General features: G+C 39.5%; 21 protein-coding genes and 1 pseudogene. 13 read left to right on the top strand and 9 right to left on the bottom strand.

Translation table 11 applies throughout. The features are described 5' to 3' along the window. Positions 1 to 14 precede the first annotated feature (14 nt). A complete protein-coding gene (locus MKL36_RS16570) occupies positions 15 to 794 on the top strand; it encodes a M48 family metallopeptidase (RefSeq protein WP_001034598.1) in 780 nt (259 codons plus the stop codon). 58 nt (positions 795 to 852) lie between these two features. Here MKL36_RS16570 and MKL36_RS16565 read toward each other — a convergent pair whose 3' ends face one another. After that, positions 853 to 1,902: an NADP(H)-dependent aldo-keto reductase gene (locus MKL36_RS16565; protein WP_001159805.1), complete on the bottom strand. Its 1,050-nt coding sequence runs from the start codon at positions 1,900 to 1,902 to the stop codon at positions 853 to 855. 160 nt (positions 1,903 to 2,062) lie between these two features. Then, complete coding sequence (gene crp, locus MKL36_RS16560; RefSeq protein WP_000203217.1) at positions 2,063 to 2,770, bottom strand: cAMP-activated global transcriptional regulator CRP; 708 nt, start codon at positions 2,768 to 2,770, stop codon at positions 2,063 to 2,065. Between the two features lie 239 nt (positions 2,771 to 3,009). Here crp and MKL36_RS16555 point away from each other — a divergent pair. The 3 genes and pseudogenes from MKL36_RS16555 (at position 3,010) to MKL36_RS16545 (ending at position 4,150) form a co-directional block, all read left to right on the top strand. Next, positions 3,010 to 3,129: pseudogene (locus MKL36_RS16555) on the top strand (hypothetical protein). A gap of 78 nt (positions 3,130 to 3,207) precedes the next feature. Beyond that, positions 3,208 to 3,630, top strand: a complete 423-nt coding sequence (locus MKL36_RS16550) for an OsmC family protein (RefSeq protein ID WP_001195082.1) — start codon at positions 3,208 to 3,210, stop codon at positions 3,628 to 3,630. 94 nt (positions 3,631 to 3,724) lie between these two features. Then, complete coding sequence (locus MKL36_RS16545) at positions 3,725 to 4,150, top strand: GNAT family N-acetyltransferase (RefSeq protein WP_001026236.1); 426 nt, start codon at positions 3,725 to 3,727, stop codon at positions 4,148 to 4,150. Here the strand turns inward: MKL36_RS16545 and MKL36_RS16540 are convergent. After that, positions 4,147 to 4,953 carry a peptidoglycan DD-metalloendopeptidase family protein gene (locus tag MKL36_RS16540; RefSeq protein ID WP_021510948.1) on the bottom strand — a complete coding sequence of 269 codons (807 nt, stop codon included), beginning with the start codon at positions 4,951 to 4,953 and terminating at the stop codon, positions 4,147 to 4,149. The two genes, MKL36_RS16545 and MKL36_RS16540, sit on opposite strands and share 4 nt — an antisense overlap. A gap of 300 nt (positions 4,954 to 5,253) precedes the next feature. Between MKL36_RS16540 and clpB the strand changes: the two genes are divergently transcribed. Next, positions 5,254 to 7,833, top strand: coding sequence for an ATP-dependent chaperone ClpB (gene clpB / locus MKL36_RS16535; RefSeq protein ID WP_001210050.1), 2,580 nt, complete (start codon positions 5,254 to 5,256; stop codon positions 7,831 to 7,833). Positions 7,834 to 7,889: 56 nt separating this feature from the next. On the opposite strand, the gene MKL36_RS16530 is transcribed toward clpB, so the two are convergent. Then, positions 7,890 to 8,378, bottom strand: coding sequence for a CinA family protein (locus MKL36_RS16530; RefSeq protein ID WP_021510947.1), 489 nt, complete (start codon positions 8,376 to 8,378; stop codon positions 7,890 to 7,892). 268 nt (positions 8,379 to 8,646) lie between these two features. Between MKL36_RS16530 and MKL36_RS16525 the strand changes: the two genes are divergently transcribed. Then, on the top strand, positions 8,647 to 9,063 hold the full coding sequence (locus MKL36_RS16525) for a hypothetical protein (protein WP_001060738.1): 417 nt from the start codon (positions 8,647 to 8,649) through the stop codon (positions 9,061 to 9,063). A 25-nt stretch (positions 9,064 to 9,088) separates the two neighbouring features. On the opposite strand, the gene rlmKL is transcribed toward MKL36_RS16525, so the two are convergent. Continuing rightward, positions 9,089 to 11,293: a bifunctional 23S rRNA (guanine(2069)-N(7))-methyltransferase RlmK/23S rRNA (guanine(2445)-N(2))-methyltransferase RlmL gene (rlmKL, locus tag MKL36_RS16520; RefSeq protein WP_021510946.1), complete on the bottom strand. Its 2,205-nt coding sequence runs from the start codon at positions 11,291 to 11,293 to the stop codon at positions 9,089 to 9,091. A 239-nt stretch (positions 11,294 to 11,532) separates the two neighbouring features. Here rlmKL and MKL36_RS16515 point away from each other — a divergent pair, with 239 nt between their 5' ends. The 5 genes from MKL36_RS16515 (at position 11,533) to MKL36_RS16495 (ending at position 16,760) form a co-directional block, all read left to right on the top strand. Then, on the top strand, positions 11,533 to 11,877 hold the full coding sequence (locus MKL36_RS16515) for a hypothetical protein (RefSeq protein WP_000655897.1): 345 nt from the start codon (positions 11,533 to 11,535) through the stop codon (positions 11,875 to 11,877). Positions 11,878 to 12,000: 123 nt separating this feature from the next. Next, the gene (locus MKL36_RS16510) at positions 12,001 to 13,017 is read left to right on the top strand and encodes an aspartate carbamoyltransferase catalytic subunit (protein ID WP_002059721.1); all 1,017 of its coding nucleotides are present in this window, start codon (positions 12,001 to 12,003) and stop codon (positions 13,015 to 13,017) included. A 12-nt stretch (positions 13,018 to 13,029) separates the two neighbouring features. Then, on the top strand, positions 13,030 to 14,265 hold the full coding sequence (locus MKL36_RS16505; protein WP_021510945.1) for a dihydroorotase: 1,236 nt from the start codon (positions 13,030 to 13,032) through the stop codon (positions 14,263 to 14,265). Positions 14,266 to 14,478: 213 nt separating this feature from the next. Continuing rightward, on the top strand, positions 14,479 to 15,894 hold the full coding sequence (locus MKL36_RS16500; protein WP_000026487.1) for an OmpA family protein: 1,416 nt from the start codon (positions 14,479 to 14,481) through the stop codon (positions 15,892 to 15,894). 86 nt (positions 15,895 to 15,980) lie between these two features. Beyond that, positions 15,981 to 16,760 carry a Rossmann-like and DUF2520 domain-containing protein gene (locus tag MKL36_RS16495; RefSeq protein ID WP_021510944.1) on the top strand — a complete coding sequence of 260 codons (780 nt, stop codon included), beginning with the start codon at positions 15,981 to 15,983 and terminating at the stop codon, positions 16,758 to 16,760. 10 nt (positions 16,761 to 16,770) lie between these two features. Here the strand turns inward: MKL36_RS16495 and MKL36_RS16490 are convergent, their stop codons facing one another. Further along, positions 16,771 to 17,397 (bottom strand): glutathione S-transferase family protein, encoded by a 627-nt coding sequence (locus tag MKL36_RS16490; protein ID WP_000912925.1) that lies wholly within the window; start codon positions 17,395 to 17,397, stop codon positions 16,771 to 16,773. Positions 17,398 to 17,567: 170 nt separating this feature from the next. Further along, positions 17,568 to 18,284: a tRNA (guanosine(46)-N7)-methyltransferase TrmB gene (trmB, locus tag MKL36_RS16485; RefSeq protein WP_000020860.1), complete on the bottom strand. Its 717-nt coding sequence runs from the start codon at positions 18,282 to 18,284 to the stop codon at positions 17,568 to 17,570. A 145-nt stretch (positions 18,285 to 18,429) separates the two neighbouring features. Between trmB and MKL36_RS16480 the strand changes: the two genes are divergently transcribed. Further along, positions 18,430 to 20,868, top strand: a complete 2,439-nt coding sequence (locus tag MKL36_RS16480) for an ExeM/NucH family extracellular endonuclease (RefSeq protein ID WP_021510943.1) — start codon at positions 18,430 to 18,432, stop codon at positions 20,866 to 20,868. Positions 20,869 to 21,075: 207 nt separating this feature from the next. Next, entirely contained in the window at positions 21,076 to 21,687 is a 612-nt protein-coding gene (locus MKL36_RS16475; RefSeq protein ID WP_000781338.1) for a glutathione binding-like protein, read from the top strand. 63 nt (positions 21,688 to 21,750) lie between these two features. On the opposite strand, the gene MKL36_RS16470 is transcribed toward MKL36_RS16475, so the two are convergent. After that, on the bottom strand, positions 21,751 to 22,095 hold the full coding sequence (locus MKL36_RS16470; RefSeq protein ID WP_001037894.1) for a hypothetical protein: 345 nt from the start codon (positions 22,093 to 22,095) through the stop codon (positions 21,751 to 21,753). 173 nt (positions 22,096 to 22,268) lie between these two features. Then, positions 22,269 to 23,834 carry an alkyl hydroperoxide reductase subunit F gene (gene ahpF / locus MKL36_RS16465; protein ID WP_139845140.1) on the bottom strand — a complete coding sequence of 522 codons (1,566 nt, stop codon included), beginning with the start codon at positions 23,832 to 23,834 and terminating at the stop codon, positions 22,269 to 22,271. Positions 23,835 to 23,842 lie beyond the last annotated feature (8 nt).

The raw sequence follows: 23,842 nt of genomic DNA, 5'->3' as shown, positions 1-23,842 counted from the left end.
GGTGACCCATGTTAATGAATAAAAAGTTCGTTCTAAGCTTGTGTGCAGCAGGTGCAGTAACAATTTCTGGTTGTGCCACAATGGCTGATATGGCAGGTGCAGATACCGCAACCTTAAATGCTCAATCTGCGCAAAGTTTCAATAAAATGGTGCAGGAAGCGCGTGGTAAAGGTGCTTTAGATACAAGTTCAAGTACCTATAACCGTATTAATGCGGTTTTTAACCGTTTAAAACCTTATGCGAATCAAATGAATCAGACAGGCCAGCCATTTAGTTGGCAATTGGCTGTATTGAAGTCAGATACGATTAACGCTTACGTTGCACCTGGTGGTAAGGTCGTGTTCTACACAGGTATTGTAAATAAACTGAACTTGACTGATGCTGAAATTGCAGCAGTTATGGGCCATGAAATGACTCACGCCTTGGAAGAGCATGCAAAAAGTAAAATTGGCGCACAAGCTTTAACTGATTTAGCGTTAAATATTGGCTTAAGTCAGATTAATGGTGGTAATGTGAGTCAACTAGGCGCGGCTGCGGCTCAGTTAGGCACGCAAGTAGGTGTGGGTCTGCCATATTCTCGTAGTTTGGAAAGCCGTGCTGACCAAGGTGGTTTAATGCTAATGGCGCGTGCAGGTTATAACCCGAATGCAGCGATTACGCTTTGGGAAAAAATGAACAAGCTTGAAGGCAGTGGATCATCTTTCTTGTCTACTCACCCATCAAACGCTCAACGTATTAATGACATGCGTAAGAATTTACCTGCGGCATTAGCTATTTATAATGGTCGTAAGTAAGTTTTAACATTTATAGAACTGATGTTAAAAACGGATGCTTGAGCATCCGTTTTTGTTTTTAAGGAGCAGGATTAGGCTGTTGTATATGAATAGCCTCAATGCCTTGTAAAATCTCTGGTGAAAGCTCGATTTCAAAAGCTTGGATATTTTCTTTGAGCTGATCTAAATTGGTTGCACCAATAATTGTACTCGTCACAAAAAATTGCTGCTTAATAAAAGCTAGAGCCAATTGAGTCAGGCTTAAACCATGCTTTTCAGCAAGCTGTGCATATTGTTCAGTTGCCCATTCACTTTGCGGGTTGCTGTATCTGCTAAAGCGAGGGAAGAGTGTAACGCGGGCATTGGCTGGTCGAGCCCCATTTCTAAATTTGCCAGTTAAATAACCAAAAGCAAGAGGAGAGTATGCAAGTAAACCTACACCCTCATATTTGGCAATTTCTGACATACCGATTTCATAGGTGCGATTAAGCAGACTATACGGATTTTGCACACTCACAAATTTACTCACACCTAAATTTTCAGCAAGCTGAAGAAACTTCATGGTGCCCCACGGTGTTTCATTAGATAAGCCGATGTAACGAATGCGGCCTCGATTAATCTCTTTTTGGAGAGCGAGTAATGTTTCTTCTAAGGGAGTAGTATCGTAATCATTTTGGGCTTGTTGATTACCATAAGCGAGTGTTCCAAAGAAGTTGGTATGGCGTTCAGGCCAATGTAATTGATAAAGATCAATATAATCAGTTTGTAAGCGTTTGAGAGAGCCATCAATCGCTTGCGAAATATGTTCACTATTAAACTTGGTATGGCCTTCTCGAATATGTGTTCCACCAAAACCAGGACCTGCAATTTTTGAAGCAAGGAATACTTTATCGCGCTGACCATGCTGTGCAAACCAATTGCCTAAGATGGTTTCGGTTGCTCCATATGTTTCTGGTTTAGGAGGCACAGAATACATCTCTGCCGTATCCCAAAAATATAAACCGTGTTCTAAAGCGTAATTGAGTTGTTCGAAAGCTTCTTGTTGAGTATTTTGCTCACCAAATGTCATGGTACCTAAGCAAATTTCAGGAAGGTTAATGCCAGTGTGACCAAGTGGTTTAAATTGCATACTGCGAAATCCTTAAGAAATTTTAAGTTAGCCTAACGGAGAATATGTATTCAACTTAAATCATAAAAACAGAATAGTTTGTAAGCTTTGTGTATTAACTCATTGTTGCATATAAAAAAAGCAAACCGAAGTTTGCTCTTTATTCAATAATTACGAGTAATTATTCTTCGTCATCATAGTCTTCGTCAGTGACTGGGGTTTCTTCTAATGAAGTATCAAAAATCAAAATAGCTTTACCGTCAGTTTGAATCATACCTTGATCTTCTAAGGTCTTTAATACACGGCCAACCATTTCTCGTGAACACCCGACAATGCGTCCAATCTCTTGTCGAGTAATACGAATTTGACGGCCATTCGGCAAGATCATTGCTTCTGGTTGTGAAGATAGGTCGATTAAGCAACGCGCAATACGACCTGACACATCAATAAATGCAAGATCGGTCATTTTACGAGTTGTATTTTTTAAACGACGAACGAGTTGCGCGAAAACGGCATAGCTGAGATCTGGATACTGTTTGCTCAGTTCGTGGAAGTTGTCATATGAAATTTCTGCAATTTCACAGACATCACGGGTACGAACTTCAGCTGTACGTTGAGGGTTCGGTTCGAAAAGCCCCATTTCCCCAAAGAAGTCACCAGGATTCAAATATGCCACAACAATTTCACGTTCATCGTCTTCACGTAAAATAATTGAAACTGAGCCTTTTAAAATTAAATATAAAGATTTTGACTCTGTTCCGGCATCAACAATTGTGGTTCGTTTTGGATATCTGTTGATGTGAGCACGTTTTAACAATGCTTTAACGGATTCAGGTAGTTGCCCCGGAGATAAAGCATCTGTGCTGAGTTGTGAAAAATTTGAAGTCATGCTTGATATGTTCCGAATAGGGTAAACAATTCACACAAGCTCGAGATGAGCTATTACACAGAAGAGATGAAATTCCTTATCAACTCATTTTATGTTAGTGTACAAAACAAGGGTCTGTTGACATTTCACAGATGGTTGCGACATAAGACAATTTTTCTGGACGTTACGAAGCAAGAACTATGGAATTTAGTCATTCTAAATCAATAGAGCTTAACAACGAAACGAACAAAAATCTGGCCTTGCGCTGCATCAAAGATGCTTTAATTGCACCTCAGATTCCGGCTGAAATTTAACAAACTTTATTACAAAACTGGACAAAGGATTGCCCTTGTCTGTGTTTTGCGTTTTATTTGGATTAATTTTTAGCTATTACGCAATCCATAGATGAAATGTCAACAGACCCTGCTTAAATTTATAATTTTTTTTGGGTAGTTGCAATGCAAACAAGTGTACATTGGCTAGAGAATGTTGCTTTTGAAGCGAAATCAGAGAGCGGTCATAGTGTAGTGATGGATGGCTCACCTGAGTACGGTGGTGAAAACCGTGGACCACGTCCTATGGAGTTGATATTAATGGGACTTGGTGGGTGTGCTTCGTTTGATATTGTGACTATTTTAAAGAAATCCCGTCAAGATGTGACGAATGTCGTATGTCAGCTTAAAGCTGAGAGAGCAGATGCAATTCCGGCAGTTTTCACCAAGATCCATTTACACTTTGTAGTGACAGGTAAAGCTGTAAAAGAAAAACAGGTCGCAAAAGCAGTAGAGCTATCAGCTGAGAAATATTGTTCAGCAAGTAAAATGCTTTCAGATGGTGGCGTAGAAATTACTCACGATTTTGAAATTATTGAAGCAGCGTAATTTTATTTGTGAATGCCTAAAAAATAAAAAGCTAACAGTCATGTTGGCTTTTTTTATGATAAGAATAATTAAAAAAATAAAAGGAGAGAGTTAAGTGAATATCCGTTTAGCACAATGGGAAGATACCGAAACCATATGTTATTTACTTAAACAAATGGGATATTCACAGCCTTTAAAAGTAGTTCAGGAACAATTTCAAATACTAAGTAAAGATCCTAATGCGATTACGTTGGTCGCAGCTGACGATTTAAAAGTGTATGGAGTTTTATCGCTTTATTTTATTCCACAAATTGCCTTACAAGGTGAGTTTGCCAAAATATGTTATCTGTGTGTTGACGAGAAGATGCGTAGTAAAGGAGTGGGACATTTGCTTGTGCAAGAAGCAGAACGGTTAGCAAAGCAACGTGGTTGTGACCGAATGGAACTTCATTCGGGGATACAAAGACCTTTGGCACATCAATTTTACCTAAGAGAAGGCTATGTCGAAGCGCCAAAGTACTTTCGTAAAGCTTTAAATTAATGAGTCGTAGTTAGAAAAAGTTGAGGGTCTACCCGTGCATTGTTAAGGCTCATTCCCCAATGTAAATGAGGGCCTGTGACACGTCCTGTTTTACCGACTAGACCTAAAGTTTCCCCTTGACGAATATGCTGGCCTTTTTCTACTTTTATCTCGCTTAAATGGCAAAACATACTAATTAAGCCTTGGCCGTGATCGATTAATACAGTTTGTCCATTAAAAAAATAATGACCTGTTTGAACGACTACACCGTCTGCTGGAGCAACTACTTTTTGGCCTATTGGTGCTGGGATGTCTAGACCTGAGTGTGGAGCACGTTCTTCACCATTAAAAAAGCGTTTTCTTCCAAAAGAATTGGTAAATTTACCCGAAGTTGGGCGTATAAATTTTGGTAAGGCTTGCCACGAACTTTGCGTAAATGAACTATATACATCATTTTGTTCTTTAGCTTCTTGAGCGTAACGATCTAATTGACTTTGATTGGGATTTACATAGTCTTGATTGGTAACTTTAAGGCGTTGCTCAGCATATGGATAAGATTTAACTTCTATTTGAATAGGGGCTTTATTGGTATCGAGTTGAACACTACCAAGTGGAGTAGATAACGGAATGCCGAAAACAGCATAACGCTGCTGTCCTTCTTGGCTAATTAAAACCGGTTTGTGTTGAAAAGTGACCTGAGTAATATCCGAAGTTAAAGGAATAACTGCAATACCACCGGGTCTTCTTGAATCTTGGGGTAACTCCGCCATTGCTAGAGTCGAGCTGAAAAGACAAGTTGTTAATACAATATGTTTTAAGCGCATTTTTAATTTCAAAAACAGGATGGAATTGGAAAGATAAATTAATTCTTAATTCGCGAACTCTCAATGAAGTCTTTGTGAAGACTATAAAATAGATGAGAGTAAATATAAATATTCAAGATATTTAATAAAATGTAGCCGAAGTGTACTTGAAATATATACAAAACAAACCCATATTATAATCGAGTTTTACTCGCAGTATTTTTTATAAATTAATGAAAAATATATAAAAATTTATTTGAAATCCGAAAAAGTGTTCCCATCTATTACACAAGTACGAATTTGTTGTGAGGAATAACAAGAATGCGATTTGAAAAATTTACGAACCGCTTGCAGCAAGCCCTCTCAGATGCTCAATCCTTAGCGATGGGTAAAGACCATACAGCTATAGCAGGTATTCATATTTTGAGTACTTTATTGGAAGAGCCGTCCAATATTAGTTTGTTGCAACAAGCAGGTGCACGGTTACCTGAACTTAAACAAAAGCTAGAGCAGGCTTTAAAAGATGCTCCGACTATTGCTAACCCGACGGGCGATGTCAATTTAAACCCAGAAGCAGTTAAAGCACTCAACTTGGCAGATCGATACGCGCAAAAAGCTGGCGATGAATTTTTGTCAACTGACTGGGTTTTATTGGGCTTGGCGGAAACTGGTGAAACAAAAAATATTTTAAGTGCCGTAGGTGTAACTCCCGACAGCTTACGCAAAGTAATTGAAAATATTCGAGGTAGTGACAAAGTCATGAGTAATAATCACGAAGACCAACGTGACTCACTTAATAAATATACGATTGATTTAACCGAGCGGGCTTTATCGGGGAAACTTGATCCGGTGATTGGGCGTGATGATGAGATCCGCCGTACCATTCAGGTCTTGTCACGCCGTACTAAGAATAACCCAGTACTCATTGGTGAACCTGGGGTAGGTAAAACCGCTATTGTTGAAGGTTTGGCACAACGTATTGTCAATGGTGAAGTACCAGAAGGCTTAAAGAATAAACGTGTTTTATCGTTAGATTTAGGTTCATTGCTTGCTGGTGCTAAGTATCGTGGTGAGTTTGAAGAACGTTTAAAAGCTGTTTTAAAAGATTTGGCGAAACACGAAGGCGAAATCATCTTATTCATTGACGAGTTACATACACTCGTTGGTGCTGGTAAAGGTGACGGCGCGATGGATGCAGGTAATATGTTAAAACCTGCGTTGGCTCGTGGTGAGTTGCGCTGTGTGGGGGCAACAACCTTAGATGAATATCGCCAATACATTGAAAAAGACGCAGCCTTGGAGCGTCGTTTCCAAAAAGTGCTGGTCGATGAACCAAGTGTAGAAGATACCATTGCGATTTTACGTGGTCTGAAAGAAAAGTATGCGACTCACCATGGCGTACAGATTTTAGACTCAGCGATTATTGCTGCGGCGAAAATGTCTCATCGTTATATTACAGACCGTCAATTACCAGACAAGGCGATTGACCTGATTGATGAGGCAGCTTCTCGTATTAAGATGGAAATCGATTCTAAGCCAGAAGCACTTGATAAACTTGACCGCCGTTTAATCCAGTTGAAAATGCAATTGGAAGCGGTGAAAAAAGATGAAGACGCAGGCAGTAAGGCCGAAGTTACTCATCTTGAAAAACAGATCGCTGAAGTAGAGAAAGAATACAACGATCTGGAAGAAGTGTGGAAAGCTGAGAAAACACTGGTAGAAGGCACTAAACAAGCTCAGGTTGAACTTGATAAAGCACGTATTGCTTTTGAAAAAGCTCAGCGTGAAGGCGATTTGGCAGAAGCAGCACGTTTGCAATATGGCGTAATCCCAGAGCTTCAAAAACAATTGGAGCAAGACGAAGTTGCTGAAGAAAACGAAGAGCCAAAACTCATTCGTACAAAAGTAACTGAAAATGAAATTGCCGAAGTCGTTAGTGCTGCAACAGGTATTCCGGTTGCTAAAATGATGCAAGGCGAGCGTGAAAAACTCCTTCATATGGAAGAGTTCTTGCATGACCGTGTTGTAGGGCAAGATGAAGCAGTCGTTGCGGTATCGAATGCTGTTCGCCGTTCACGTGCCGGTTTGTCTGACCCGAATCGTCCTAGTGGATCATTCTTGTTCTTAGGACCAACAGGTGTTGGTAAAACTGAGTTGACTAAAGCTTTAGCTAACTTCTTGTTTGACAGTGATGATGCCATGATTCGTATCGATATGAGTGAATTCATGGAGAAACATTCTGTCAGCCGTTTAGTTGGTGCGCCTCCGGGTTACGTAGGTTACGAAGAGGGCGGCGTTTTAACCGAAGCTGTTCGCCGTAAACCATATAGCGTAGTGTTGTTTGATGAGGTTGAAAAAGCGCATCCAGATGTCTTCAATATCTTGCTACAAGTGTTAGATGATGGACGCTTAACCGACTCACAAGGTCGTGTAGTGGACTTTAAAAATACGGTTATTGTGATGACATCGAACTTGGGTTCACAAGATGTACGTGAACTTGGTGAAGGTGCAACTGATGATGAAGTGCGTACTATTGTAATGAATGCGGTAAGTCAGCATTTCCGTCCGGAGTTTATTAACCGGATTGATGAGCTGGTGATTTTCCATTCACTCAAAAAAGCACAGATTCGTGGCATTGCCGATATTCAGTTAGACCGTTTACGCTCACGACTTGTTGATCGTGATATGAGTTTAACTGTAGATGACAGTGCATTTGACTTATTGATTGACGCTGGTTTTGACCCTGTATACGGAGCGCGTCCATTGAAACGTGCAATTCAACAACAGGTTGAAAATACACTAGCTCAAAAAATCTTGTCAGGTGACTTTGTTGCGGGTGATACCATTTTAGTTAAAGGCGAAAATGGTCACTTAGTGTTTGATAAGCTGAAACTCAGCTAAGTTTTTTCTGCTAAAACCGAAAAGAGAATATGGAAACATATTCTCTTTTTTTATATTTAACTTTTATGCTGATTTGAAGATATAAGCGCAATAATTGAGTCTGCTACTTTCTGTGTGAGAGTTTTAAGTTTTTGTTCGGCATGACCTGATAAAAAATAATGGTAATGATAAATACATCCTAGATAAGAAATACAAATAAAGAAAGTACCTACAGGTTTTTCCGTAGTTTCACTTCCGCCAGGTTTTAATAAACCTGTGCAGCTCACAACAATGTCAGCTTGTTGAAATAGGGTTTGACCAAGCCTGCACATTTCTTCAGTTACTTGTGGCGATTCTGCTGTGTAGGTTTCAATTAACTTTGGATCAACTTTTAAAACACTGATTTTAATACTGGGGTCATAACTGACTAACCCACCCAGTAAAATATCAGCACCACTATTTTTATGAATCGAAAACTGACTGGTTAAGTAACCTGAACTGGCACTTTCAATAAACGCGACTTTAAGTAAACGGTCTTCTAATAACTGACAGCATTGCTGAAGCATTATTCCACCTCGTATGGTGTTTATTTATGAATAAATCTAACTACAAATAAATTATAAAATCACGTTAAGTGATCTAAGGGTATGGTTCAAGTCTAAGATAAAAATCTATAAAACTATTTGAATATTCACAAAAAGCCTGTGAAGAATTTCAGGTTTTAAAATGATCAATGCTAATTATCGGGAAGTTTCTTTATAACATTGCGACAAGGTTAAAAACTTGTTAGTTTGATTCGATATAACAAACAATAACAATTTTAGGATGAACATGATGAACAATAAGCAAGGGTGTGTGCTGGGAATTTTAAGTTGTATAGCGGTATTACCGACGAATCTATGGGCTGCGCAGCCTATGAATGAAAGTGCGCTTGCAACTCAAACAGGAGCAGTAACGGCAGCTCTACCCGTAATTATTGCAAAAGCTCAAGATGATGCGAAGAAGCCAGAAATAGAGCAACGTCAAGTTCGGCAAACACTAGGGGATAACTATTTACAGCAGGTTCGATGGAATTCACTGCGCACAAGTGTGTTATCACCTTATCAAGAACAAAAGCAAAATCAGGTCATTGATGGAAAAGAGAAGAAAAAGTTAGAAATGGTTGCTCTGCCAGAAAGAGCTGATCGATTTACGCGTTATGATTTTGAGTCAAAGAATGTACATGGTGAAGTTATCATTACCGTGAAGTAATGATAACTTCCTTTTCAAATTCAGATTAATTTAATCCAGGATGCTGAATTTTCCATGCACGGTGGATTTTTTGATTACGTTTAAAATCGGGTCCAATCGTTTCAGAAGTAATTTCTTCAACGTTATATAAAGCCTCGATCTCTTCATCCATCTCAAAACCACGATAGTTATTTGAGAAGTAAAGTGTACCTTCACTTGTTAAGCGGTTCATTGCACGTTTAATTAAAGAGACGTGATCGCGCTGCACATCAAAAGTACCGTGGAACTTTTTAGAATTAGAGAATGTTGGCGGGTCAATAAAAATAAGATCATATTGTTCATGACCTTCTTTTAACCATTCAAAACAGTCACTTGCAAAGAACATATGCTGTTCGTCTGCATGATCTACCGTTAAACCGTTTAAAACGAAGTTTTCTTTTGACCAGCTCAAGTAAGTATTAGATAAATCTACACTGGTTGTACTTGCAGCGCCGCCTAAGGCCGCGTGTAAGCTGGCTGTCGAGGTATAACTATAAAGATTTAAGAAGTGCTTACCACGTGCTTCTTTAGCAATACGTAAACGCATTTGACGGTGGTCAAGGAACAAACCTGTATCGAGGTAGTCAGTCAGGTTCACTAAAATTTTAGCTTTACCTTCTTGCACGATGAAACGTTTATTGGCTGTACTTTGTTTGGTGTACTGATTGGTACCAGTTTGACGCGCACGTGTTTTAATAAAGATTGCATCACGATTTAATCCTGTCACCGCACGAATAGCAGCAAGCGCTAAGTTAAAACGTTTTTTTGCTTTTTCAGGATCAATCTTTTTAGGTGGTGCATATTCCTGAACATGTAAACGGTCGCCATATAAGTCTACAGCAAGGTTAAAGTCAGGGAGGTCTGCATCGTATAAACGTAAGCAATAGATATTTTCTTTGGTTGCCCATTTTTTCAAGGCAGTCATGTTCTTTTGCAAACGGTTAGCAAAGTCTTGAGCTTCTTCCATTTCAACAGGTTGAGCTTGCCAGTTTGCCAAGAATGGTTGAGTGACTTTTTCAGGTTTAACTGTACCGAAACGAACATAAATCGGTAATTTACCATTCATTAAGCGTAATGTTTCTGGTGCTTCAAATGCTAAAACATCCGCTTGTTCAATTTGTGCGGCAATAATTGCTGCATATTGATTTGGGAAGTTCTTTTGTAAGAGGGCAGATAAACCTAAGTAAAGAGAACGGTTAGAAGCTTTGTCACCTAAGCGCTCACCATATGGGGGGTTGGTAACGATAAAAGCAGTTTTATTTTCAGCACCGAAATCTGGCCAGTCTGCTAAAGTACGCTCTTCAATTTGAATATCGCCTAGTAGCTTTTCAAAACCTGCTGCAATAATGTTTTCGCGTGTTGCTTTTACAGCTTCCCAGTCAGCATCGTATGCATAAAACTTAGGTAACGGTTGTTCAAGTGCTTTTTCATGACGCTCTGCTGCTTCCGCTTTGAGTGAAAGCCAAAGTTCACGGTCATGACCATGCCAGCCATTAAAACCAAAACGACGTACAAGACCCGGCGCACGATCAGTTAAAATCATTAACGCTTCAATAATAAATGTGCCTGAACCACACATTGGGTCAAGTACGATTTCCGGGTTACGTTCCTGAAGCTTGGCTTTTTGTAAAATTGCTGCTGCGAGGTTTTCTTTAATTGGTGCATCTGTCATGAAACGACGGTAGCCGCGTTTATGTAATGAATCACCAGATAAATCTAGGCAATATGTATGCTCGGTTTTGCCCGCAAGCACATATAATGTAATTTCCGGTTGTTTGGTATCAATACTTGGGCGGCGACCTACAGCTTCCATAAAGGAATCAACAACACCGTCTTTTACACGAAGGGTTGCAAACTGCGTATTTACCTTAATTTCACGCTCTGCGTGTAAGCGAATTGCAAAGGTACTTTGTGGTGCAAAAATAAGTGACCAATCAAAACTAATTGCACCTTCATAAAGCTCTTCAGCTACATCACGTGCATCGTGGGTACGTTCAAGTTCATAAGTATGAATTGGAAGTAAAACACGTGAAGCAAGACGTGACCACATGCAAATACGGTAAGCATGTTCAAGCGTTCCTTCAATGATTAAACGTCCTGCTTTACGTTCTGTCACTTTGGTGCCAAGCTGTTCTATTTCTTCTTGTAAGAGGGTTTCTAAACCATCAGCACAAGTAATCCAATAGTGGTTTAAACGTAAAGAGGTATTCATAAACTCGATTGACCAAAACATATAAATATTAACGATGCAAAGTTTAACGTATTTTGGTGTCTAAAAGTTTTTAAATTATTGCAACCTATCACTTGGCAACCAATAAATTGATTTTTAAAGTTTAAAATATAAAAACTGGTATGTATTTTGCTAAATCTTTCGAAATAAAACTTATTTAATTAATCATTATTAATGGTTTTTAACCAATTTTTATGATTTGAATACATAGGGGAATATAAATGAAAGATGTGATGGGGAATGGTTTTATAGCGAATGCAGAAGCTTTCACACTAGCTACTCAAATTTATGTGCGTATGCGCAGAGTAACGGGACGGGTGATAGATGCAATGTATGTTGTTCAAAATAAAGACTATGCGAAATATGTAATTGCACTGGCACTAGAAGCAGAAGATGACGAATTAAAACGCTGTGTTGAACGATTAATGGTATTGACTGATTCAATACCAGAGCAGTCTCAAAAAGAAATGACAGTAAGTATTCAAACTAGTGAAGAATCAGAAATCACAGCCGAAGACATTTATCGGGCACAAGTTCCACATCATTATATTGGTGCTTTAAGGTAATCTGAGCACGGCTCTAAATTTTCTGGTCAATTTAGGGCCTTATTCTGTAAAGTTCTTCTGCGAAAAGAACGGAATTCAGCTACACTATGCACGTTTTCGCGATTCGACCCATAGGAATCCATTATGCATATTGCAGCGTTGCATCAACCGAGCCAGGTTCAGCTCAATCAAGACGGAAATTTAAAACATTTTTTAACGATTGAGGGCCTTTCAAAAGAAAACCTCACTAAGATTTTAGATACCGCGCAAAGCTTTTTAGATGATAATAATAATTTAATTAACCGCCCGCTTTTAGAAGGTCGGACGGTTATGAATCTCTTCTTTGAAAACTCCACCCGTACTCGTACTACTTTTGAAGCAGCAGCAAAACGTTTGTCTGCCAATGTATTGAACATTGATATTGCACGTTCAAGCACGTCAAAAGGTGAGACTTTACGAGATACGCTTTGGAACCTCGAAGCAATGGCTGCCGATATTTTTGTTGTACGTCATTCATCTTCAGGTGCTGCACATTTCATTGCTAAAGATGTATGTCCGAAAGTCGCAATTATTAATGCCGGAGATGGACGTCATGCCCATCCAACGCAAGCGATGCTCGATATGCTCACTATTCGCCGTGAGACGAAAAAACCATTTGAAGAATTGAGTGTTGCCATTATTGGTGACATTAAACACTCTCGCGTTGCGCGTTCAGATGTAGCTGCACTTCAAACACTCGGATGTAAAGATATCCGTGTGATTGCGCCGAACACCTTATTACCGGTTGGTTTTTCAGAATATGGCGACCATGTTCGTTTGTTCAATAACATGGATGAAGGCATTACCGGTTGTGATGTGATTATTGCTTTACGTATTCAAAATGAACGTATCGATTCACCAGCATTATCTTCGCAATCTGAATTTTACAGAATGTACGGTTTAAACAAAGAGCGCCTTAGCTTGGCTAAACCGGACTGTATTGTTATGCATCCGGGACCAATGAACCGTGGTGTAGAAATTGATTCGAGTATTGCTGATGGCGAACAGTCAGTGATTTTAAAACAGGTCACTAACGGTATTGCAGTTCGTATGGCTGTGCTGGCGTTGTCTATGCAAGGGCAACTCCAAGAACAAGGTTTAATTGAAGCGATTGCGTTGTAAGGAATGGATCACATGAGTATTGTAAAAATTGAAAATGTACGTGTGTTAGACCCAATCCAAAAAACAGACAGCGTACAAACTGTATATCTTCAAGACGGTAAGCTCATTGCTCCAGTCGACCAAGTTGAACAAACTATTGATGGTCAGGGTAAATGGTTAATGCCAACTATGGTTGATTTGTGTGCACGTTTGCGTGAACCAGGTCAGCAGCAGCATGGAACGTTGAAATCAGAAGGTAAAGCTGCACGTGCTAACGGTATTTTGCACGTCATTACGCCGCCAGACTCAAAGCCGATTGTACAAGACAACGGTGCGCTCATTCACGGCTTAATTGAAAAAGCTTGGCATGATGGTGGTATTCACATGCATATCATCGGTGCCCAGACTCAAGGCCTAAATGGTAAGCAACCAGCAAATATGGCCGGCCTTAAAAAGGGTGGTTGTACTGCTGTTTCAAATGCCAATGCTGCTTTTGAAAATGACGATGTCGTTGTTCGTACATTAGAGTACGCTGCGGGTCTTGGTTTAACCGTCGTTTTCTATGCTGAAGAGCCACAACTTGCTAAAGATGGCTGTGCTCATGAAGGTTTTATTGCATCACGTCAAGGTTTACCAATGATTCCTGCAATTGCAGAAACCGTAGCGATTGCAAAATATCTACTTATGATTGAAGCGACAGGTGTTAAAGCTCACTTTGGTTTATTGTCTTGTGGCGCTTCGGTCGAATTAATTCGTGCTGCAAAAGCAAAAGGTTTACCGGTTACTGCCGATGTAGCAATGCATCAGTTACATTTAACTGAGCAACTAATTGATGGCTTCAATTCACTTGCACATGTTCGTCCACCATTACGTTCTGAGCAAGATAAAGAGCTTTTACGCCAAGGTTTAAAACAAGGTGTAATTGATGCAATCTGTACCCACCATGAGCCTTTAAGCAGTTCAGCCAAAATGGCTCCATTTGCAGAGACCCAACCGGGTATTACTGCATTTGATACTTATGTGGCTTTAGGTATTCAGCTCATTAATGAAGGTCTATTTGAACCTTTAGAATGGGTAACTAAAGTGACAAGTGCTCCTGCACAGGTAGCAAACATGACAGCTCGTTGGCAAGCTGAAGCAGGATGGGTGTTGGTAGATCCTGAGTTAAGGTGGACTGTAAGTAAAGACACTATTTTATCTCAAGGGAAAAACACCCCTTTACTGGGTCAAAAGCTTACAGGTAAAGTCTTACAAACTTTTGCTGTTTAATTTTAAGCAGAAAAATGCCGATATAAAATATAAACAGGTAGATCATAAAGATCTGCCTGTTTTGTAAATACTAGATGGAAAATTGTATATAAATTATTTAAAAAACAACAAAAGATTTCGAGCGCATTAGAATAAAAAACTATCAGCAAAGAGAAGTATTTGAATAATCAAAAAGTTGCTGGTTACGACGTATAAGATTCGGGAGAATAACCAATGTCGATAAACCCTATAGAACTGCTTAAAGAAAAAGTATCTTCAACAATATTAAATAATCAGGATGGATACCTCGGCGAAAAAACAAACGCTTTATCTAAGTTTTATCCAATTCTACTTTCATTATTAGCTGCTAAACCTGATCTTATAGGACAATTGAAAAACAGTTTGGCTCCGTCATTATCCGATCTTTTTTCTCATAATGAGCAAATTAAGAATACTGTGCTTACCCATTTAAGCGGTACAGCACCAAATAATGAAATCGAAAATACCCTCAATAGCGCATTAAAACCGAGCCTTAATGCAATTTCTGACGTTGCCGGAAATGATCAACAAAGTATTGTGAACTATTTACGTCAGCATGCTGAAACGATCCGTTCATATTTACCAGGATGGGCCGTGGGCTTATTAGCTCCATTAGGTATTGGAGCTGGTTTATCTTCTGTAACTTCATCGACAGCACCGCCACTTGCAGCAGCAACAGAGACTACGGGCAAATCTCGTGGTTTTTTACCCATTATTGCGCTCATTATTCTTGGGTTATTAATTGCTTGGTTGTGGCGCTCTTGCCAGCATAAAGAAGCTACACCTGCACCAGAAACTAAAGCTGCAAGCGGTGTAGAGGCCGCGGCTGCTCCAGCTACTTTAACTTTAAGCACCGATGATAAAGGTGCCGTGAGCCAGTGTCAGGCTGGAATTGGCGATCAAGGTTTCTTGGCGACTTTACAAACTCAAGTTAAACAAGTCTTTTCAGCTACTAAAGATTGTGATGTTGATACAAGTCAAACTTATGCGGCTGCTTTTACCGATAAGGATGCTTTGGCAGGAGTGCTAGGTGCATTAAAAGGTATTCCAAACGCTTCTTTAGAATGGGTGGGTGACAAGATTACATTGAAAGCAGGTGATGCTGCAGCGTTAGAAGCGTTAACTGCTAAAGTAAAAGCACTTGTTCCACATACTGAAGTTGTTGCCTCAGCACCAGAAACAGCTGAACAGTCTGTAAGCAACAGTTTAAGTGCTTCACAAACAGCCTTAACTGCAATTGACCCGAATAATGTAGATGTAAACGCACTAGTTAAAGCACTTAATTTACAAATTATTAACTTTGCGAGTGGCTCAAGTGACATTCCTGCAGATAACAAAGCTATTCTTGATCAAGCAGCAACCCTTTTAAATAAAGTGTCTGGTGTTAAATTAGATGTAGGCGGTCACACCGACTCAACAGGGAATGCCGCTGCTAATAAAGCGCTTTCTCAACGACGTGCTCAAGCAGTAGTAGATTATTTAGTTTCTAAAGGAGTGGATGCTTCTAAACTGGTTGCTAAAGGCCATGGTTCAGAACAGCCAGTTGCAGACAATACGACCGAAGAAGGACGCTTTAAAAACCGTCGTATTGAGTTTTCAGTAGCTCAATAAAAAACAGATTTTATTGAATTCTAATTTGAAAAAAGCTTCTCATTTTGAGAAGCTTTTTTTATAGAAATAAATATTGTTAGGTTGGCATGAAAATTAGTTTGTTAGGGAGTGGGCGTGTTGCCTTTCATTTGGCAAAGGCACTGTTGGCTCAAGGTCATCACATCGCACAAGTCTATGCACGTGATTTTGAGAAAACCAAGAAGTTTGCAGAGCAAATTCAAGCGAAAGCATGTCAGTCTCTTCAAGAGTTTCAACCAAGCGATTTAATTATTCTAGCTGTTTCAGACAGTGCTATTGCTGAACTTGCAACGCAGGTACACGAGTTATTTCCCGAAACGCTTATGGTTCATACTTCGGGGAGTACAGACATTCAAGTCATCAGTCAGGTACATGAAAAAGCAGGGGTGTTTTACCCTTTGCAAACGTTCAGTCTTGAAAGAGACGTTGATTGGCAAGCCACACCATTATTTGTAGAGGTGACCAATAAAGACGATTTAGTCATACTTTCTGATTTAGCAAATAGCCTAAGTAAGCGAGTATATCAATACACCTCCAAACAACGTTTAACTTTGCATTTGGCAGCCGTGTTTGCCTGTAATTTTAGTAATTATTGTTTTGATATAGCAAAGCAAGTCGTAGACGCGGAACAGGTCGACTTTGGCTTGCTTTATCCATTAATTCTGGAAACAGCAAAAAAAGCTACTGAAAATGATCCAAAGCAAATGCAAACAGGACCTGCAATGCGAGGAGATCAGAATATCTTGGCAATGCATCAAAGCTTATTAGCCCAAGCAAATCGAGATGATTTAAAACAGGTTTATCAACTTTTAAGTGATGGCATCGTAAATCGCCATCACTCATCTTAATTTTAAGAGGTTAAGGTTGACCGTTATTGCCCCATTTTAAAAAGCCTTTACGCTGATTTAAACGTTCAAAATATTGGTCGACATGTTTAAGCGCTGGATGGTCAAAAGGAGTTGCTTTCCAGCGTTGCACAGACAGCCCAATTGGTATATCGGCTAGGGTAAACTCAGTACCTGCAACATAGGCTTGAGTTTTTGCAAGTTGTTGATCGAGAATCTGCATTTGTTTATTCCACTGATCAATACCTTGTTGTAACAAATTCGGATCTTGATGAAGGGCTGAATGTCGAATGAGCGACATAAATGCATAAGTCCAACTGTTATTCAGTTCTATAGCTTGCCAATCAATCCACTGGTCAATAATAGCTCTTTGCTTAGCTTGAGTTGGGTAGAGTATATGGTCTTTATCATAAGCATTTGCTAGATAACGTATAATGCTATTCGACTGCCAAAGGACTAAGTCGCCATCTAAAATCACTGGAATTTGACCATTAGGATTTAATTGCAAAAATTCAGGAGATTGAGCGGAGCGAAAACCTATGCCCCAATCTTCTCTCTCATATGTAAGATTTAATTCGTCACATAGCCATAAGACTTTGCGAACATTAATAGAATTATCACGCCCTAAGATTTTTAACATGTGTTGTCCTTAGTATTTTTAGTATGGCAAGTACCTTTTCTATAAATAACGAGATTGAGTTCAATTGGCAATCTTTAATTAGCCAGAAAAATGGACAAGATAAGTTATAGGTTTATTTAATTTTTAATATTGAAATGAAAAGGGCCTAGTTTGTTACTAAGCCCTGTTTCTTACTTAATCTTCTTAAAGATAAAATCATTAATCTTATGACCTGACTCAATGCCACGGCGTTCAAACTTAGTCACTGGGCGCCATTCTGGTCGAGGATAACTGTTGCCTTTACCAGCCAAGTTTTCAAGGTTTGGACGGTTGTCTAAAACATCTAACATCCACTCAGCATACGGCTCCCAGTCTGTTGCAGCGTGGAATGTGCCACCAAGCTCAAGTTTTTGTTCAACCAATTGCATACGTTCATGAATAACGAAGCGGCGTTTGAAATGACGTTTCTTTTGCCAAGGGTCCGGGAAGTAAAGTTGTACGCAGTTGATACTGTTGTCAGGCATTTCACGTAGTACTTGAATTGCGTCAGCATCGAGTACACGTAAATTTTTAAGCTCTGCCATACCTGCTTCATAGACACATTGAGCAATGCCCGGTACATGGACTTCAATACCCACATAGTTACGTTCAGGGTTCGCTTTAGCCATAAGCACTAAAGAACGGCCCATACCGAAACCGATTTCAACAGTTAAAGGGCGCTCTGGATGCTCGAAGTGCTGACGTAAGTCACCCACGGGATATTCCAAAATTAAATCGCGATGTTGTTCTAAAGCCGTGCGTTGAGACGTATTGAGTGGGGCTGAACGACGCATAAACGTCACAATTTCACGGTGTTCAGGCAAATTGTCCAATTCTGCAATTTGCGTTTCTAACTGATCGATCGACATAACCTTGGCAATATTGAAATTCAAATGCGGTATTTTAAGTCTTCAGGTGGTCAAGTCAAATGTTTCGGTGTTTTTCTTCATGTAGATGTCATGATTAATATTTAATCTAAGAGGCTAATTAAAACTCACATGAATATTTTTACTCATGAAAACTTTTCAATTAAAAACACTTTCGATTTTTTTAAGTGCATTAGGTGCATTTTCATATAGTTCTGTTGCTCAGGCACAGCTCATGTTTAGCCAGTATGTTGATGGTAGCAGTAATAAAAAAGGGTTAGAAATTTATAACCCGGATGGGACTACAGTTAATTTAGCCGACTATGAGATTCAACAATTTAATAATGGCGGTACAGCAAAAACAGCAACTTTCCGTTTACAAGGATCGTTAACCAGTAAGCAGAAGTTTTTGGTAGGTCGTTCTGAGTTACAGGCTGAACTTGGTAGTAAAGTAAATCAGGTCGCTGCATTATCTTTTAATGGTGATGATGCCGTTGTACTCGTTTATAAAGGCACACCTGTAGACCGTTTTGGGCGTATTGGTGAGCGACCAGAAGCAGGATGGGGAACAGCCGTTTCGAGCTTGGGAAATAGTTTTAAGCGTAATGAAACTGAGAACCCAGCTTTAAGTATTGATGCAACCGCTACATTTGATTTGGACCGTTCATGGTCGGCTTGGACAAACCGAAATGACTTTTCAAATTTATCTGGCTCAATAACACAGCCACCTGTTGAAACAGTAAGTTGTTCAAGTTCCGATACACCAATTGCTGATTTAGCAACCGCAGCACAAAACCAGATTTATACCGTACGTGGGGTGATTACTGCCGACTATCGTTATGCCAATGGTTTCTCTGGTTTTTATGTTCAAACACCTGATACGAAAGCACGTGCAAATGTGAGCAATGCCATTTTTGTTTATATTCCGAATAGTAGTACGGTGAAAGGTGGACAAATTGGTGATGAGGTTATTTTACGTGGTCGTTTAACGAGCTATCAAAATCAGCTACAGATTGACCAATTACAACAAGATATTCAAACCTGTAATAGCAATATGGTAAATCAGGTTCAGCCAATTAGCCTTGAATTACCATTTTCGAGCTTAACAGCCGGTTCAACCCATTCTCCGCAGCGTTATCAAGGCATGTTGGTGAAATTGCCTCAGACTTTAACGGTGAGTGAGAATTATAATTATGGTCGTTATGGTGAACTATCTTTAAGTTTAGGTCGCTTATATATTCCAACCAATTTATATCCAGCACTATCTCCTGAAGCTAAAGCTCTAGCTCAGAAAAATTTATTATCTAAAATTATTTTTGATGATGGTTATAACAATCAAAACCGTACACCATGGTTACCTACAAATTTTAGTGCTGCCAATACATTGCGTTCAGGCTATCAGCTTAAAAATGTCGAAGGGATTTTAGAATATCGTTTTAACGGTTGGCGCGTACAACCAGTGCTTGGACGTACGCAACCAGAAGTTATTGCTCAAACCAACTCTCGTCAAAATGTTATTGCGAAAAATGCCAATCATATTCGTGTAGCTTCATTTAACGTCTTGAACTATGACAATGGTGCAACAGGTTTCCCAACAGAGCGTGGCGCAAACACACAAGCAGAGTTTGATAAACAGCACCGTAAAATTGTGAGTGCATTAAAAGCGATTGATGCTGACGTATACGGTTTAATGGAAATTGCCAACAATGGCTATGGCCCAAACAGCGCGATTGCTCATTTAACGAGTGCACTAGGTCCAGACTGGAAATATGTTATTCCTGAAAATCTGGATCGTTTAGGTAGCGATGTTATTGCTGTTGCGATTATTTATAACAGCAAGCGTGTGAAGCCTTTAAATAAAGCTGTTGTGCTTGATTTAGGTGATAAAAACAGAACGACCTTAGCTCAAACGTTCCAAGCTGTCCGTGGTAATAAAACATTTACCGTTATTCCAAACCATTTGAAATCAAAAGGATGTAGTGGAGTAGATGCCAACTCTTCTGATGCAGATCAAAATGATGGTCAGGGATGCTGGAATCCAACCCGCGTAAAAGCAGTTGATCAAATTGTGCAGTGGCTAGCAAAAAATCCAACGCAAGTGCCTAAGCAAAATGCTTTACTCGTTGGAGACATGAACAGTTATGCAAAAGAGGCGCCGATTTTGGCATTTGAAAAAGCCAATTATAAAGTCTTACTCAATGACGCTAAAGTTGGGCAAGGCGCTCAGGCGTACAGTTATGTTTTTGGTGTGGCAAGTGATGCAAATGGTAATGGTGGAGCGGGTAACTTAGACCATGCTATTGCTGATGCAGATTTATATCCAAAAGTAGTTCGTACTTTTGCTTGGCATATTAATGCTGACGAGCCGACGGTTCTAGATTACAACGAAGAATATAAAACTGATGAGCAAAAAGCTTTGTTCTATGGTGAAGATGCCTATCGTTCTTCGGATCATGACCCTGTGATTGTCGATCTAGATTTAAATGGCAAAGACTCGAATCAGCCAAATGATGACCAGAAAAGTCCAATTTTCGATTTCTTATCTCAATTAATGGAATGGATTAGCCAGCTTTTTAAACGTAGTTAACGGTAAAAATGCGTGATGTGAATGTGTTTTATCATATTTTAAACAATCGTCACGCAAGACAACTTGCAAGGGAAAACTTTTTCAAGAATATTAGGTAGTGTAAGTAATTTATAAATTTACGCTTTTTTACAATTAAGGAATTGTACAAACCTTGCAGGTTTTTTAGAACCAATTTAAAACGTTAATGTGAGATAACAAGGATCAGATATGAAATTATATTATTCGCCAGGCGCATGTTCTTTAGCTGCACATATTATTTTAAATGAAATTAATGTTGATTTTGATTTAGAACGAGTAAATTTAAAAACACATAAAACAGAAAAAGGTGCAGATTATTATGAAATTAACCCAAAGGGATATGTACCAGCTTTAGAAATTAATCCGGGTTTAATTTTAACTGAAAACGTAGCGATTTTACCTTTCCTTGCTCAGCATGACCCTAAACAAGATTTGATTCCTCCTTCGGGCTTAGGCCGTGCGAAAGTGTTGGAATGGTTGGGCTATTTAAATTCTGAACTGCATGATGCATACGCGGTATTTTTTGGGGCGCCGTTAACAAATGATGAAAAAACCAAAGCTTATGCTGAAATCGACCGTCTTTTAAAATATATCGATAATTATTTGGCTGAGTCGGATTATGACTATTTGGTAAATGATAATTTTGGTCCAGCAGATGCGTATTTATTTGTTTTAACAAATTGGTCAAACTCAATTGAGCATGATTTAACGCCATATAAACATATTATTGCCTTACGTAATAAAGTTGCAGAACGTCAGTCAGTACAAATTGCAATGCGTGATGAAGGTTTAATTTCATAAGCAATTTTCAAAAGTATTAAAAAAGCCCCTAAGAAATAGGGGCTTTTTTAATGCTAAAGCGAATTAGTGTTGAGCATCTTTTTTCACATCAGCAGCTGCATTTTCAACAGCTTGAGCTGTATCAGCAGTCGCTTTACGTGCAGTAGCTTCTGTTTCAGCTGCAGCTTTAGCAGTCGCATCAGCAGCGTGGTCGGTTGCAGCATCAATTTTAGCTGAAGCGTTGTCTGTTGCAGTTGCAATATCGCTCGCAGCTTGATCACCAGCAGATTTGATATCAGCACTTGCTTGTTGAGCAGCATTTTCTAAGTGTTCACCTGTAGTCGCGCCAGTTTCTGGAGCTTTATCTTTATTACAACCAACAAGGGCAACAGTCGCAGCAAGACCTAAAGCAACAAGTAATTTATTCATTGTGTTTTTCCTTCTAATTCATAGCATCCAAAATTATGGATGTCTAAAATATAAACATAAAGTAACTGATTAATAAAGATCGAAAATTGTTAAAAAGTTGTAACTCTAGTATTAAAAAAGCCTAGCATTTTGTAATGCTAGGCTTGAACTAAATGATAGTGATTTGACCGATTTTACTGCCCAGAACGAATGATGTAATCAAACGCAGAGAGTGATGCTTTAGCGCCTTCACCTGTAGCAATAATGATCTGCTTGTACGGTACAGTGGTACAGTCACCTGCAGCAAATACACCTTTTACATTGGTTTCGTTGCGGTCATTGACAATGATCTCTCCACGGTTGGTTAACTCAACCTCACTGTCTTTTAAGAAGTCAGTGTTTGGAAGTAAACCAATCTGTACAAAGATCCCTGCAAGCTCGACCACATGCTCTTCATCAGTCGCACGGTCTTTATATTTAAGACCGGTTACTTGTGAACCGTCACCCAATACTTCTGTGCTTAATGCATTCATAATCACAGTGGTGTTTGGCAAGCTGTTTAACTTGTTTTGCAAGACTTGGTCAGCACGAAGTTTAGTGTCAAACTCAACTAAAGTCACATGCTCAACAATACCTGCAAGGTCAATTGCCGCTTCTACACCTGAGTTACCGCCACCAATCACGGCAACACGTTTGCCTTTGAACAATGGACCATCACAGTGTGGACAGTACGCTACACCACGGGTACGGTATTCAGCTTCACCCGGTACATTCATTTCTCTCCAACGTGCACCTGTAGAAAGGATCACAGTTTTCGATTCAAGTTTTGCACCGTTTTCAAGTTCAATTTCAACCAAGCCATTTGCTGTTTGGTCTGCACCAGTGATTTTGCTGACACGTTGCAGGTTCATGATATCGACTTCGTATTCACGAACATGGGCTTCCATCTCAGCAGCAAACTTAGGACCTTGGGTCTTTTGCACAGAAGTGAAGTTTTCAATGTCCATGGTATCCATGACCTGACCACCAAAGCGTTCAGCCACGATACCTGTGTTAATGCCTTTACGTGCCGCATAGATTGCAGCTGTTGCACCCGCAGGTCCACCACCAATCACCAATACATCAAACGCATCTTTGGCATTGAGTGCTGCTGCGTCTTTTTCAGCCGAGTTGGTATCAAGTTTTGCCACAATCTCTTCAAGGGTCATACGACCTTGACCAATGTGCTCATTGTCCTGGAATACCATCGGTACAGCCATGATTTTGCGTTGTTCCACTTCGTCTTGGAAGAATGCACCATCAATCATGGTTGCCGTGGTGTTCGGGTTATAAATGGCAATCAGGTTAAGCGCCTGTACCACATCCGGACAGTTATGACAGCTTAATGATACGAATACATCAAAGTTGGCTTTGAGGTTTAAGCCTTTAATCTGATTTAAAACTTCATCCGACACTTTAGGTGCATAGCCAGACACTTGTAACAAAGCCAAGATCAAAGAGGTAAACTCATGGCCCATTGGTAAGCCTGCAAAGAATACACGAGGCTGTTCACCTGCTTTAGCCACACCAAAGCTTGGACGACGTGTATTGTTACCATCAAAACGGGCTGTTACCTTGTCAGAAAGCTCAGCGATTTCAGTTACTAATTCTTTAATTTGAGCAGCTTTATCTGATTCATCTAAAGCAGCAACTAATTCGATTGGACTTTCTAAACGTTCTAGGTAAGCTTTTAATTGAGTTTTAATGTTTTGATCTAACATCTGTTTTT

Origin of the sequence: Acinetobacter sp. AOR12_HL, assembly GCF_027855275.1 — a bacterium.
Taxonomy (GTDB): domain Bacteria; phylum Pseudomonadota; class Gammaproteobacteria; order Pseudomonadales; family Moraxellaceae; genus Acinetobacter; species Acinetobacter baumannii.
Note: the sequence above shows the minus strand (reverse complement) of the source record. Positions and strands in the feature narration are given on the sequence as shown.